At 38.5% G+C, this 13,889-nt stretch carries 17 protein-coding genes and 1 pseudogene; 7 read left to right on the top strand and 11 right to left on the bottom strand.

Annotated features, from left to right (window positions below):
* The first annotated feature begins 144 nt into the window (after positions 1 to 144).
* Positions 145 to 1,392: a serpin family protein gene (locus KI363_RS01665; RefSeq protein ID WP_212965121.1), complete on the top strand. Its 1,248-nt coding sequence runs from the start codon at positions 145 to 147 to the stop codon at positions 1,390 to 1,392.
* A gap of 66 nt (positions 1,393 to 1,458) precedes the next feature.
* Here KI363_RS01665 and KI363_RS01660 read toward each other — a convergent pair whose 3' ends face one another.
* Complete coding sequence (locus KI363_RS01660; protein WP_191967512.1) at positions 1,459 to 1,692, bottom strand: hypothetical protein; 234 nt, start codon at positions 1,690 to 1,692, stop codon at positions 1,459 to 1,461.
* 4 nt (positions 1,693 to 1,696) lie between these two features.
* Positions 1,697 to 1,945 (bottom strand): hypothetical protein, encoded by a 249-nt coding sequence (locus KI363_RS01655; protein WP_212965119.1) that lies wholly within the window; start codon positions 1,943 to 1,945, stop codon positions 1,697 to 1,699.
* Between the two features lie 498 nt (positions 1,946 to 2,443).
* Here KI363_RS01655 and KI363_RS01650 point away from each other — a divergent pair, with 498 nt between their 5' ends.
* Positions 2,444 to 2,908: an Hsp20/alpha crystallin family protein gene (locus tag KI363_RS01650; protein ID WP_158323026.1), complete on the top strand. Its 465-nt coding sequence runs from the start codon at positions 2,444 to 2,446 to the stop codon at positions 2,906 to 2,908.
* Between the two features lie 4 nt (positions 2,909 to 2,912).
* On the opposite strand, the gene KI363_RS01645 is transcribed toward KI363_RS01650, so the two are convergent.
* The gene (locus KI363_RS01645; RefSeq protein ID WP_158323027.1) at positions 2,913 to 3,134 is read right to left on the bottom strand and encodes a hypothetical protein; all 222 of its coding nucleotides are present in this window, start codon (positions 3,132 to 3,134) and stop codon (positions 2,913 to 2,915) included.
* Positions 3,135 to 3,189: 55 nt separating this feature from the next.
* Between KI363_RS01645 and KI363_RS01640 the strand changes: the two genes are divergently transcribed.
* The 3 genes from KI363_RS01640 (at position 3,190) to KI363_RS01630 (ending at position 6,082) form a co-directional block, all read left to right on the top strand.
* Positions 3,190 to 3,972, top strand: a complete 783-nt coding sequence (locus KI363_RS01640) for a V-type ATP synthase subunit I domain-containing protein (RefSeq protein WP_212965117.1) — start codon at positions 3,190 to 3,192, stop codon at positions 3,970 to 3,972.
* A gap of 179 nt (positions 3,973 to 4,151) precedes the next feature.
* Positions 4,152 to 4,853, top strand: a complete 702-nt coding sequence (locus KI363_RS01635) for a FadR/GntR family transcriptional regulator (RefSeq protein WP_212965115.1) — start codon at positions 4,152 to 4,154, stop codon at positions 4,851 to 4,853.
* Positions 4,850 to 6,082, top strand: coding sequence for a CynX/NimT family MFS transporter (locus tag KI363_RS01630; RefSeq protein ID WP_212965113.1), 1,233 nt, complete (start codon positions 4,850 to 4,852; stop codon positions 6,080 to 6,082). The genes KI363_RS01635 and KI363_RS01630 overlap by 4 nt, the downstream gene beginning before the upstream one ends.
* A gap of 251 nt (positions 6,083 to 6,333) precedes the next feature.
* On the opposite strand, the pseudogene KI363_RS01625 reads toward KI363_RS01630, so the two are convergent.
* Positions 6,334 to 6,486 (bottom strand): annotated as a pseudogene (locus tag KI363_RS01625) (MFS transporter); the annotation flags it as partial.
* A 74-nt stretch (positions 6,487 to 6,560) separates the two neighbouring features.
* Positions 6,561 to 7,016, bottom strand: a complete 456-nt coding sequence (locus KI363_RS01620) for a CBS domain-containing protein (protein WP_212965112.1) — start codon at positions 7,014 to 7,016, stop codon at positions 6,561 to 6,563.
* Positions 7,017 to 7,189: 173 nt separating this feature from the next.
* Here KI363_RS01620 and KI363_RS01615 point away from each other — a divergent pair, with 173 nt between their 5' ends.
* Positions 7,190 to 7,621, top strand: a complete 432-nt coding sequence (locus KI363_RS01615; RefSeq protein WP_212965108.1) for a MarR family winged helix-turn-helix transcriptional regulator — start codon at positions 7,190 to 7,192, stop codon at positions 7,619 to 7,621.
* Between the two features lie 165 nt (positions 7,622 to 7,786).
* Here KI363_RS01615 and KI363_RS01610 read toward each other — a convergent pair whose 3' ends face one another.
* From KI363_RS01610 to trhA, 5 genes are all read right to left on the bottom strand, one after another.
* The gene (locus KI363_RS01610) at positions 7,787 to 9,073 is read right to left on the bottom strand and encodes an ABC transporter substrate-binding protein (protein ID WP_212965106.1); all 1,287 of its coding nucleotides are present in this window, start codon (positions 9,071 to 9,073) and stop codon (positions 7,787 to 7,789) included.
* Positions 9,074 to 9,126: 53 nt separating this feature from the next.
* Positions 9,127 to 9,849: a glycoside hydrolase family 76 protein gene (locus KI363_RS01605; RefSeq protein WP_246516681.1), complete on the bottom strand. Its 723-nt coding sequence runs from the start codon at positions 9,847 to 9,849 to the stop codon at positions 9,127 to 9,129.
* A gap of 25 nt (positions 9,850 to 9,874) precedes the next feature.
* A complete protein-coding gene (locus KI363_RS01600) occupies positions 9,875 to 10,207 on the bottom strand; it encodes a hypothetical protein (protein WP_212965101.1) in 333 nt (110 codons plus the stop codon).
* Positions 10,208 to 10,399: 192 nt separating this feature from the next.
* Positions 10,400 to 11,548, bottom strand: a complete 1,149-nt coding sequence (locus KI363_RS01595; protein WP_212965099.1) for a GntR family transcriptional regulator — start codon at positions 11,546 to 11,548, stop codon at positions 10,400 to 10,402.
* Between the two features lie 321 nt (positions 11,549 to 11,869).
* Positions 11,870 to 12,517: a PAQR family membrane homeostasis protein TrhA gene (gene trhA, locus KI363_RS01590; RefSeq protein WP_212965097.1), complete on the bottom strand. Its 648-nt coding sequence runs from the start codon at positions 12,515 to 12,517 to the stop codon at positions 11,870 to 11,872.
* Between the two features lie 138 nt (positions 12,518 to 12,655).
* Between trhA and KI363_RS01585 the strand changes: the two genes are divergently transcribed.
* Positions 12,656 to 13,234, top strand: a complete 579-nt coding sequence (locus tag KI363_RS01585) for a DUF1836 domain-containing protein (RefSeq protein ID WP_212965095.1) — start codon at positions 12,656 to 12,658, stop codon at positions 13,232 to 13,234.
* Positions 13,235 to 13,337: 103 nt separating this feature from the next.
* Here KI363_RS01585 and KI363_RS01580 read toward each other — a convergent pair whose 3' ends face one another.
* Positions 13,338 to 13,877 (bottom strand): chromate transporter, encoded by a 540-nt coding sequence (locus tag KI363_RS01580; protein ID WP_246516679.1) that lies wholly within the window; start codon positions 13,875 to 13,877, stop codon positions 13,338 to 13,340.
* Positions 13,878 to 13,889 lie beyond the last annotated feature (12 nt).

Raw genomic sequence — 13,889 nt, 5'->3', positions numbered from 1 at the left:
ATCCCCACTACTTTATCCTTGAAAAATCCTTTGGATGACCCTAACATCTTAAGCAAGCCTTTTCAATTAATTTTAAGATTGATTTAAAAAAACTGTAACGATTTTCCACCGGCGAAGTCTAATCTATAAAGGAAGGTGATCCATTTGAAAAACATAGTTGTGATTCCCCTATTGGTCGTAGCTTTAATCTTACCTCTGATGGGATGTGGTACAGTGGCAAATAAAGATGGTTTAGCTATAGCGAGCGACGTAGACTATGGGAAAGATGATTATCAAAAAATTAATTCTGCCAATAATGAGTTAGGTTTTCGTTTATTATCGAAGGTAGATTCGGATGAACATGGGAATATCTTTATTTCTCCTACTAGTTTATTGATGGCTCTTTCCATGGTCTATAATGGGGCAGATGGTGAAACAAAAGAGGAGATAGCAAAGGCATTACAAGCGGAAGGGATCGATGTCGAGGATTTAAATAAAGCCAATGCCTCCCTTATGTCCATGCTTCATGATCGTTCTGAAGATATTGAGTTAAATGTGGCCAATTCTATTTGGTTGAATGACCATTTCCATTTTCAAGATCCTTTTAAAGCCAATACTGAGGATTATTTTAACGCGATGATCGAAGAAGTCGATATACGTGACAGCAAAACGCCCGATGCAATCAATAACTGGGTAAAAAAATCAACCAATGGAAAAATCGAAGATATCGTTGATTCCCCATTAGATCAAAATATTGTTTCGATTCTCATCAATGCGATTTATTTTAATGGAAATTGGACCCATGCATTTAATGAGGAGTTGACTGAAGATCGTCCCTTTTATTTGGAGGACGGATCAACGAAGGATGTACCTGTCATGACGCTCAATGAGAAACTAGCCTATATGGAAAATGAGTATATTCAGGCGGTAACCCTTCCTTATGGAGAGAAGGAGGATATGAGCATGAACGTGATTTTACCGAAAGAAAACACAAGTATCGAAGAAATGAGCACATTACTGACCAATGAAAACTGGCAAGCATGGAAGGAAGAATTGACGCCACAAGAAGGAACTGTTATGTTACCTAAATTTCAGCTCGAGTACGAAACGATCCTCAATCAAAGTTTGGAAAAACTAGGGATGAAGACAGCCTTTAATAAGGATAAGGCAAATTTCCAAAAGATGATTCAAGAAGATGAGCAGATTTGGATTAGCGAAGTGAAACAAAAAACCTTCATTGACGTGAATGAAAAAGGAACAGAAGCAGCGGCTGCCACTTCCGTAGAAATGAAAATGACCTCAGCCCCAATTGACGCTCCTTTTATCATGGAAATCAATCGCCCATTCCTTATTATGATCACAGATCATTCAACAGATACGATCTTGTTTATGGGCTCCATTTACAATCCCTAACATGCAAAAAGGCGAACTGCGTCATAAGTTCGCCTTTTTTGCATATTTGTGAGTAAATGCTCGTTTTTATATGATACTACTCTTTTGGGAATTCGTGTCATTTACATCCATGTCATTAACAACACTAAGTGGTACATTCATGATGGAAAAGTCACCATTCTCCTCCCCTAACCCATAGTTTTGTTTCACAGCCTGAAAATTGTCTATACGCTGCGATGGGGCAAAGTTTAGTGATGAGTTTCGATCCATTGCATTCACCTTAAATGCTAACAAGTTTACGACCATAGGTCCAAATACCAAATTATCATCCCTCTCCTTTCCTAGGTAGTGCATTAAAGGAGGATGGAGAATCCACTTGATCTCGGTCATCGACAAAACTCTGCGGGCTTAAAAAGGCACTTTCATCTCCAAAGTTTTGTCCGAATCCTTGTGTTTTCTTATCCGAGTTATTCCAGTCAGCCAATAAGTTTTGGCCTACATTAACGGCAGAAGCGTTTTCGAAGGAATTAATCTTCAACATAAATATATTGATATTGATTGAAGCTCCTTTCATGCATTGCCCCTCCCTCCTTTTAGAGGATGTTCAAAAAGTCCGGTAAAAATGACACTGCGAATTTCTTCGTTGGCTTGCTTCTACGCTGCTCATGTATCAGGGAAAGGATCTTCCGTTAAAATCGCCCACGTCCTGTGGGCAACACGGAAGTCAGTACATCCTGTACAAGTCCGCTGCTCGAAGCTGCGCCGCCTTGAACTTCTTGGTCCTTTTTATCCTCCTTTTTGAACTCGCACTTTTAATGAATATATTACTGGACCCCAAGATTTATGAAACAAAAAGCGAAAAGGTCCCGCGTGTTCCCCATTAGGAATCAATGTAATGAATGGTTCACTGTGCTAATACATATATATAAGAAGTTTCATCTTTCAGTTTGCTAATCCGGCTGACAGAGAAAATTGGTATCCAACTCTTGGTTCAAAAAGTCCCCTTTATAAACGTAGGAACTTACCCTATTCCTGTCTAGACAAAAGGACGTATAGTTAGGAGGTAAGGATCATGGATATGGAGAAGCTAAAACAGTGGATGGAAATGGCGCAAAAATACCAGAGTGGGAATTTTTGGGATGTCATTTTTGACCAAGATTCAAATACAGACGAGCAAAATAATCAAACCTATAGAAGGGAATCACAGGCAAATCCTCCCTTAAATCGATTCCCTTTAACAGATATTTATTTAACAGATACCCAGGTAATTGTCATCATTGAATTACCTGGATTTCAAAAAGAGGATGTTCAAGTATCACTTTCAGGAAATAAATTACTTATCAAAGGGGTCAGTAAAATACCCATCATGACCGGAACTCCCTTTTTGAACGAACGGAAGTATGGTGAATTTGAAAGGCTAATTGAACTACCAGAACCTACAGAACGAAAAGATATTCAAGCAAAATTTGAGAATGGACTCTTATTTGTCACATATACGAGGCGATATACCCAACATGAACATATTCCCATTCTGTAGGAATTTACCTTCTCATAAGATCACTATCTATGAAATCCGAATCCTCTACAATGGCCACAGAATGGTTTTGTATGACTCCATCGGCATTTTGTTCACCAAAACCTTGATTTCGATGATTGACGACATGATTGCCTCGCGAAGTTGTTCTACCAATCGAAATAGAAGAGCTTCTGTCCAACGTACGAATCTGTATTCCGTACATTTGTACGATAGTCGGAGCTTTCATTTGTAACATCTCCTTTCATTATTTACTTTTTAAAACAAAAAAGGGTGAAACGATTATGCCTATAAAAGGATTATTCAACAGGGATGAAAATAATGTTGATGAAATACAAAAATTATCAAACAGGGTGCAAGCACTTGAACAACAATCACGAAAAGTCAATACCTTAGATGTACATATGAAAAGGCTTCTTCAGCTTGAGAATGAACGTAAAAAGGAAGATTTTTCTACTAAACATGCTGCTATAAAGGAGCGGAAAGAAGTATCCCGAGAATCGAACAGGAAAGAAACTTTGCAAAGAGAAACACTCATTGCGATGGAAAAGCGCCTTATTTTGGAACTATCCAAGTATATTTCACAGAAATTAGCTCCGATCCAAAAGGAACTAAACCGTTTAGAAGATCGCATCGCCATTATGGAAAGTCATTTTTCCTTGATAAAGGAAAGCGTGAAGGAAAATAATCAGCAAATAAGTGATCTAAAGGATGAATTAGAAAGAGTGAAAATCGATCCAAGTTTAAAAAAAGAGGAACAACCCCTTGTCATTCGAGAAATAAAGGTAGATAAAATTTTATTAGATAAATATGAACAAAACAACAATTTCGGTTCCGTAGGTATTAAAGATTTAAGCGGGGAATTAAATATCGGGGCAACGTACGGAAAAACCGCCCTTCCTGCCGAAATTGCCGAAGATCTAAAGGCTGATTTCGAAAGCTTTAAGAATGATATAGTGGATACAGCTGAGGAATCTAGCGATGAATCCAGTAGTGAACAAAACGTAGAGAGCGAAAATCAGTCTTTAGATGATGATGATGATTTTACAGAAATCCCGATTAATTAAATAGGACGGGCCTGGACTGTGCCTTATATGCTGTGTATGATCGCTTTTCGAGTGGACTTTTTTGGGGCTAGTCCCCCAGTGCTTTATAGCATTTGGGACTGGCCCAAAAATTTACTTTTTTATTCCACTATGTTAATATATCCAATGCCCCAATCATCCTACAAATTTTTGGAGTGTGAGTGATGTTAAAGAAAACAAGTCGATTGTCTTTGGTGGAGCAGGTTGTAATGCAAATTGAGAGTTTAATTGAAAAGGGACATTGGGCGATTGGCGATAAGCTGCCTCCAGAAATAGAGCTTATGGAGGAGTTTGATGTCAGTCGGAATACTTTGAGAGAGGCGATTCGCGCGCTTGTTCATGCAGGTTTATTGGAAACAAAGCAAGGTAGTGGAACGATTGTCCGCTCTTCAAGCTCGCTAGGTGCCGCAATGGAACGTCATCTTGAAAAATCCAATCTGATTGAAACATTGGAAGTAAGATTAGCTCTAGAAAGAGAGGCAGCACAGCTAGCCGCCATCCATCGAAATAATGATGATCTTCAACAGCTTGAGACATGTATGGACCAATGCCGAGACGCCGTCCAAAGAGATGCGGTTGAGGATTTTATTACAGCGGATATGGCTTTCCATAAAGCAATGGCGAAGGCCTCGCATAATCAATTACTTCAGGAGCTATATGAATATATGACAGAGCCTTTATACGCCTCCATCCGCAAATTAATGATTACAGACACACCATTTGCCTATGAAAATTTGATTCATAGCGAACTATTAGAGGCCATTCGAGAGCAAAATCTCGAAGGGGCTACAAAATATGTCAATGAATATATTTTGGACTTTAAAAAGAGATTGGCTTTAGAAACTAAGGAGGAAAATTCTTGAGTAAGAACCCAACAACATTAGAAAATCCATCAAGTCATCAAACTCAGTGGCTTCTATTACTAGGAATTATATTAGTAGGAGCAAACTTAAGAGCCCCCTTAACATCTGTTGGCTCTCTTATTTCGTTTATACGTGATGATTTAGGTTTGAGCCATGCTGTGGCTGGAAGTATTACAACGCTACCTTTACTCGCTTTCGCCTTTCTTTCTCCATTCGCACCAAAACTAGCCAATCGCTTCGGAATGGAAAAAACAATCTTTTTCTCCTTACTGCTTTTAACGATTGGATTGATGGTACGCTCCCTTTTTGGAACGAGCTTTTTATTTATAGGTACGATTATGATCGGAATGGCCATTTCTATTGGGAATGTTCTTTTACCTGGATTTATAAAAATAAATTTCCCTTTAAAGATCGGGTTTGTTACAGGGATTTACGCTGTTTTCATGAACCTGTTTGGTGCCTTTGGTTCTGGTTTAAGTGTACCGATTGCTTCCATTAAAGGAATGGGGTGGAAAGGCTCACTCGCATTTTGGACAGTTGTTGCGATCATTGCGCTACTCGTTTGGCTTCCACAATTAAGAAAAGCCACTGAATCCGCCAAGGTAGTAAAGGCTCCTGTCCAAAAAGGCAAAAGTATTTGGCGTTCGCCATTAGCTTGGCATATTACCGTTTTTATGGGATTACAATCATTAATTTTTTATACATTAATCACATGGTTACCTGAAATCCTGCAAACACATGGGTATAGTACAAGTGCAGCTGGTTGGATGCTCTTCCTTATGCAGTTTGCGCTTATCCCGATTACATTTATCATCCCAGTTACAGCTGAAAAATTGAAAGACCAAAGATTATTAACTGGAGTCACTGCGATTTTCTTTATGGCTGGAGTCGTGGGTTTATTCCTAGGTAGCAAGCTACTCATCCCCCTCTCGGTTATACTGATTGGGATTGCAGCCGGAAGTGCCTTTAGCCTATCGATGATGTTTTTTAGCTTACGGACTTCAAATGGACAAGAAGCTTCAGAGATGTCAGGCATGGCTCAGTCTTTCGGTTATCTTCTAGCCGCTATAGGCCCGATGTTATTTGGTGGTTTACATGATTTATTTCATAGCTGGAAAGTTCCCTTACTTCTACTATTTTTAATAGCAGTGATCATCTTTATAGCCGGAGTAAATGCCGGGAAAAATACAGTCATTTCAGATTCTACTAGAACAAAGAAATCAGCATGATAAGAAAAGCGCAAGCGCCCGTTTAGCGACGTACAAACTTTGGAGGATGAAAAAGGATAAACGGCTAAGGGCGCCACGTCCGCATGTCTTCGTCGTTTTGAGCAACATCCTGTTGGCCTCCGTCTTGGCGCAACGCTAGGTGACTCCATTTTGGAAAGTAGCTTGATCAAAATGGAGTCTTTCTTTACGATGTATTTGTTTCATTTTCATAAAAAAGTTTGATCATTTTCTACTGTTGGTCTTATAGTGATAGGTAAGATCGGATCTGCCAAGCCTAATCCCATAAAAGCAATAATACTCGCAAAAAAGACAGCCCATACTGATTTCGGCTGCTTCAAAATACTTCCTTCTTCTTGAATCGATTGATTCACTACTTTCGCTGTTGTTGTAACATCCTTTGCCATAAATCTTCTCCTTTTCATTTCGTACATTATAATTAAGTTTAAGGTGCGGGTTCAAAAAGGAGGATAAAATCCTCTTAAAGAAAACGTTTAAATGTATGACGAATCACGTCTCCACGGCTGATCACTCCGACCAATTTTCCATCTTTTTCGACAGGTACCTTCTTTATTTTTCTTTTTCCTAATAAAGTCGCGACTTCTTCTACTTCTTTATCCCATGGGACTTTGATCACTCTCTTCTTCGCAATGTTCAGCACCGGTAAATCGAGTACACGCTGAACTCTTTCAGAAAAATCCTCATGATCCCCCTCGACGACATTCACCATATATAGGGAATCGACCACAATATCTTTATGTTTTCCGATATAACGCATAATGTCGCCATCACTTATATAGGCAATCAACTCTTTATCTTCATTGATTACTGGGAGTCCACTAATCCCATGAGCAATAAACTTTTGAATCACAGCACGGATCTGATCTGTTTCATTCACATAATAAACATCACGAATCATAATATCATTGGCTTTCATTTTCATCCTCCCTTTCCAGTAAAATTCGAAATTTCTTAGTAAGTTTCCCCTTAGCCAAGAAATTAGTCTATAGTTGATTGTACCGCACAACTATTTTCTTGTCTAAACTCCTTTTACGCAATCAGCTTGCGCATAGCTATGTTTGCCGTTAGGATAAGAGTGAGGTGTCGTAAATGGATAAAGATGCGATCAAACTGATTGAAAATGAAATCAGTCTATTTATTCGCCGCATTGTCATATCAGAAAAACAAAACCGAATGCTTGAGCGATCTGCCTATGTCTTACTAAGGCAATTATCTGTCGAAGGTCCTGCAGGTGTAAAATCCCTGTCGGAACAACTTGATTTAGATATTTCCACTGTGAGCAGACAGGCAGCCGCCCTTGAGCAAAAAAAATATATCGATAAATTCCCGAATCCGAAAGATGGCCGTTCTTATTTTTACCGAATTACCGACTCTGGTATAAAGGAATTAGACGATAATAGACAACGACGCTATAAGCGATTATCTGATCTATTGACCGAATGGACGGAGGATGAAAAACAAACTTTTGGCCATTTGTTGAAAAAGTATAACCAGACGGTTTTTGAGAAAACAAAACCCTAGCTATAACAACTGGCTATACACTAAAATCGCCACTTTCAACATGTGGCGATTTTTTCCCTTTCATCCCCACAACAGGTTAATCGATCCATCCACTTAAAGTAAAAGTATTGGCTCGTTAGAAGGCATTTAAGCTATGAAAGGAGAGAGCCAAACCCTCTCCCTTTCTTATTCTTGTGTTTTAGCCTCAAGTATTTTGGCTTCGGATTCCTCTGTCACAATACGGAGAAACTCATTAGAATCCATACCGGATTCATAGAATTTTTGTAAATCGATATCTACATATTTATCCCAAAGGCTAATTCGTTCAGGTGGCGGGGCTGTTTCATTTTTAAAGATTGCTTCAATATTTTTCCCATGGGTACTTTCATAATCTGAATAAAAGTCTTTCTGTAATTCCTTATTATTAGACACAATCCCAATACCGTTTTTAGCCATCCATTGTTGGTATTCATCAGATGCAAAGTAGGCAAAGATTTTCAAAACATCCTCTTTATGTTTACTTTCTGGATTTAAGGTCAATGTATGCAGAAATCCTCTTGGAGCTACACCTGGATGATCCGGCCATGTCGGAATGGCTGCAACATCATAATTCAGTCCATCATCTTTCCGCCAATTTAAAGCTTGAGCATTTGTGACCACCATTGCTGTTCTTTGTTCTATAAATCTATGATCCGTGAATAACCCCTCTTCTTCTTCAACATTAGGGAGTGTATCAAAATAGCGCTTATACAGATTCAAAAAATCGGAGAATTCATCTTGGTTGATAATCTGTACTTCCCCTGTTTCAGGATCCGTCTTATTGACAGAAAGTTGGGAGAGGACAACCTCATCTTGAAAATCAAGACCTCGATAGGAAGTACCGTCTCGTTCTTGCGTTAACCGGCCGGCTAATTCAATTAATTCATACCAAGTCAGATCATCACTCGGGTAATCTTCTCCAAACAGATCAAATATATCCTTATTATACATAATCACATAATACGTATCTTCATATGGCCATGCTAAAAGGCGTCCCTCTTTATCTCTTGCCCGAATTGTATCAAGCAGAGCTTGGTTTAAATGACTTGTGTCGATCTGATTGGCTTCCAGCAATTCGGTTAAATCTTGATCAAGCTCGAAATATTCCATATCTTCTTGCGATAAGGTAAAAAAGAAATCGGGATTCTCCCCACTGCTAAACATTTCCTCAAGAGACTGCCGATCAAAGTTATTGCCAGGAGTTTGTTCAACTGTAATATAAGGGAATTTGTTTTCAATTGGCTCCTTAAAACGCTCATTAAACATCGTCTCATCCCAAAGGGCAACTGCTTTTAACGTAATCGGTTCATGCTCTTCTCCTTCGCTAGAATCAGGTGTTTTAGGTTCTGTTTCGGATTTTTGACTTGAACACGAAATAAGCAATAACACTAGCAAAACAGCAAATCCACAAAATAAACGCTTACATCCCTTCATTCCTTTCTCCCCCTCGCATTTAAATAATTAGGTGATAAACTCCTAAACCATTTTCACTCCATTTTTGCGAATAAGGCATAGATTTCAACCATCGGGGCTTGATCTAATAACCATTGATGTTTTTTATCCATTCCGGTTTTTCCAGACCAATCCGGGCTTAAAAGACCATGAACATCACGAGCATGTGCCCATGCATAATCTATATTGTTCCGCATTGTATCAATAAAAGTACGATCTTTATCAGGGTCAACCTCATACAAGGCTAAATACCCTTTAAATAATATCGCATTAAACCACGGAGTTGGTGGTAATAAGTGAATAGAGATATCCGGATGCTTGGTTGTAAAATGGGTCAAACTGTTTTGAGCAAGCATTCGGGCTTCCTCTAAATAAATTGAATCATTGGTCGCCTTAAACAAAAGGGCATTCGCATGTATAACCGTTCCTGTATTATACGTATAGGTAGTTCGATCAATGGAACCATCTATTTTTACATGATCACCATATACACCACTTTCGGGATTCCATAAAATCTTTGTCCATTCCAAGATTTTCTTCGCCCAAATCATATATTCGTCCTGACCCGTTTCTTCGAATAACTTCATGGCTAATACAGCAGCAGGGCCATTCGAACACGTGTTTTTCGAAGTTTTATGGTCCTCTTGCCAATAGATTCCACCACCAAGTTCATCAGACCAACCACTAATCGAAAAATCAAACATCTCCTTTGCCATATCAAGATAATGGCGGTCTCCCAAAGTCTTATAAGCTTCCACAAAATCCAATCCCAGCCATTGATTATCATCGTAAAATTTCGAACCTCCCCCCCTGTTCGATTACATAGGAATCATAAGCAGCGGGATCACTATCTGTGTCTCGATATTTTTCTAGACTGTTTAGTACGTGGATTAGCTCCTTTTGATATTTTTCTCCCTCCCCCTTCATTTTTGCAAGCGCATTGACCGCAGACAAAACACCAGAAAACGGCCAAAGATAAGAAAAATCACGATCATCTGATCTTTTCTCATAGTTTTCTAGAAAAAGCCGTTGTTCCTTTACAAAATAATATTTTACTAGTGTCTTGTACGTTCGCTCAGCCATTTCCATATAAGGTTGCTCCAATTTTACATCCAAACCTTCATCCCTCCTAATCTTAGATTCTAAAGATTTGTTTTCCCAACATACCGCCCCTTTACCTTTAGTCCTTGAGACATTTTAAACTGGTCTCTTCTACCAAACACGGGGATTAAACCGCTTTCATATATAGTAATAGTATACCAATACCAATGTCAATATGTATTGATATACTATATTCGTCAAAAATTATCATTTTTTTACATGAGTTGTGGATTCCCCAATGACTAATTCTGCATCTAATAACTGTTTTGGGGAGACAGATGAGTGTGTCTTCATTTTTAAAATATTTTCAACTGCTTTTCTACCAATTTCTTTTTCTTGTTGTTTTAAATGAGTAAACAAATAAGCATCCTGTAACGGAAACTCAGGGCTGTCAAAACTGATGATTGAAATGTCTTCGGGGATTTTCAACTGTAATTCTTCAATCGCCTTTTTAGCGATTAAAGCCAGATTGTATTCGACTGCAAACAAAGCTGTGATTTCCGGGTTTTTCTTTAAATGCTCCTTTACCTTTTCGATATCTCGTCGAATATTTTCCTGAGAAAATGCATTCGGTAAAGTGCTTGTAAGATCTGTTGCCCAAAGTGCTTTATTGACAGCTAACCCCTTCTCATCATACACCTCGATAAATCCGTCCATTCTTTCTTCGATCGCAGTCGTATCAATAGGCGGAGGAGAGATGAGACCAATATGTCGATGACCGACTTCAAATAAATAACGGATCGCCTTTTTAGTGGCTTGAACATTATCCGTACTAATAGAGGTGGCAGCAATACCTTTGAAATATCGATCGATTAAAACAAGCGGAAATTTATTAATCACTAACTTTAAAATTTCCTCATTAAAATACTTTCCTTGGGCTGGAAATACGATTAAACCATCAACCCCGAGCTGAAGCAATTCTTTAATCGCCTTCACCTCATTTTCAACCAACCCCATCGTCCGGCGAATAATCGGAAAGCATTCATGTTCCCTTGCAGCTTCTTCAACACCATGGACAATATGAGTCCCATAGCTATAATCAAAATCTGTCATCACAAGTCCGATCAACAAACGATTCATATCCTTTTGAGCGGTGGACTTGGTGGCCGGCTGTTTTTCTTGGTCCGTCTCTTTCCTCACAAACGACCCCCTGCCGGGTAATCTCACAATCAAGCCATCATTGGCCAATAACTCCAATGCCTTTTTGCTCGTAATTCGACTCACATTATAGGAATCAGCCAATTCCTTCTCAGAAGGCACACGGTCCCCTTCTCGATAATGTTGTTTGGCAATTCTCTCACATAAATCATTATAAATTTGTTCATACATCGGCTTATTTGTTTTTTCGACTTCCATTCTTTATCCTCCTCAACACACCATATATATTAATATATCATTTTACCTAAACAAAAGAAACGGTCATTCATAAATGATTTAACATGCTGGAGGACGAAAATATATTGATGGGAATTAGGTTAATGGCACAAGCATATAATCTTGGGCCAGATAACCTAATCCATTTTCTCTTACAAAAAATGTTAATAAAGAACGGAGAAATGAACAGTGGAATTTAATGAAGATTTATTTACAGCAAAGTCTGGCACCACCCGAAGAACGCAAAACTTTGTCCAAAGGCATCATTTGACATAACCCGTCAAAAACCGGGTGGTGCACCTTTTAGATCACAAAATAATATACGGAGAAAAAGTGACATAAGCTTCCCGCAAGGATAAATAAATGGAAGATTTCATGAAATCCCAAATGCTTAAATTCCAAAAACTTTGGTTTTAGACCATAGATAACCCCACCAATGGTATATAAAAGTCCTCCGAAAATGAGCAGGAATAATCCACTTGCTCCTAAATTTGAACTTAATGGAACAATAGCCATGACGATGATCCAACCTAATCCTATATAAAGCGCTGTAGAAAGCCATCTTGGACAGCGAAACCAGATCATTTTAAATAAAATTCCACTTACGGCTACAACCGTCACAATCGAAAAGACAGTCCATCCGATTTTTCCATTTAACGCAATTAAACAAAAAGGCGCATAGGAACCAGCGATCAGAGCGAAAATCATTGCATGATCGAATTTTCTTAATAACGCAATCACTCGATCTTTCGCGACAGCCATATGATAAGCCGTAGAGGCGGAATACAATAAAATTAAACATAAACCAAACATCATAACAGCACCTAATTGTAAACCAGATCCCCCATTCATCGCTACCTTCAGCACCAACGCAAACAAACCAATGACTGATAAAATAGCTCCAACCAAGTGGGATAAAGCATTAAACGGCTCTCGAATATACTGTGTCATAATAAATACCCTCATTCCTATAAGTAGTTTTAATAACTACATATAATAATACCCCTATTCACTCAGGTAGTCAATAGTTTACCATTTATCAACAATAGGATAAAATAAAGAAAAATGGATAATATGGTGGAGATGACGATGAAAAATATAGATGAACTCATAAGCAGTCTTGCCCTTACGAACCACATTTCTCTTCAGGATATTCCAAAAATGGACCTGTATATTGATCAAGTGATTGAATTATTTGAGGAGAGTTTTAAAGAATCAAAACGAGAACAAAAAGAAAAAATATTGACCAAAACAATGGTCAATAATTACGCAAAAGGAAAACTCTTTTTCCCCGTCCAAAATAAAAAGTACTCAAAAGAACATATCATGCTGATGAGTTTAATTTATCAGCTGAAGGGTGCCTTATCGATTAAAGATATTAAAGATTGTTTACAAATTCTTAATAAAGAAATTGTGGATGATAATTTTAATCTAGAGGAATTTTACGAGAGCTACTTACAACTCTCTTTTAAAAACATCGCTGTCTTCCAAGATGACCTTAGACAAAAAGCGGAAGAAGTAAAAGAAGAAATCGATACAATCGATGGAAAAAACAAAACGGAGATGGAACGGACATTACTAATCGCTTCCCTTGTAAGTGCGAGTAATCTTTATAGAAGAGCTGCGGAAAAGCTAGTTGATGGAATTATTGAGAAAGAGGAATCTTAAAAAAACACGTATCACTTGTGAAGAGTGGTACGCGTTTTTTTAAATTGTACTAAGAATAAATAGAGGATTTATCTATCACATACAGTAGCGCAGCAACCTTCATTTAAAAAATCATAACCCCAATCACCCCCGCGCATATAATAACGAGAGTGGGATGAATTTTGAAATAGGATAAGGCGATCAGTGAACCCAGAAAAATTAAGAATAGGCTGACCATTTCCCATGAAAGTTGCAGGGATACTACACCATTTGCAATAGCAAAATGGATGGCTGCATAAATGATTAGGCTTGTCACAATCGGACGCAGACCATAGAAAGCAGATTGGACCCATTTATTTTGATTTAGTTTATAGAAGAAGATCGCAATGACGAGAACAATGAGAACAGAGGGTAGGGTAATCGCAATGGATGAAACAATCGCTCCTGATACACCCGACACTTGATAGCCAACGGCCGTTGCACTATTGGAGGCAATGGACCCCGGCGTCATTCCGGCAAGGGCAACGATATCTGTAAATTCAGATGTTGTGAGCCATCCTCGGTTTGTTACTTCTGTTCCGATCACCGGGATCATCGCGTATCCTCCGCCAAATGAGACTGCACCTATCACGAAAAACACAAAAAATAATTCCAATAACAGCATGTTGTTCCCCCC

It is taken from the genome of Lederbergia ruris (genome assembly GCF_018332955.1).
Classification (GTDB): Bacteria; Bacillota; Bacilli; order Bacillales; family Bacillaceae_C; genus Lederbergia; species Lederbergia ruris.
This window is presented reverse-complemented; position numbering and strand designations above follow the sequence as displayed.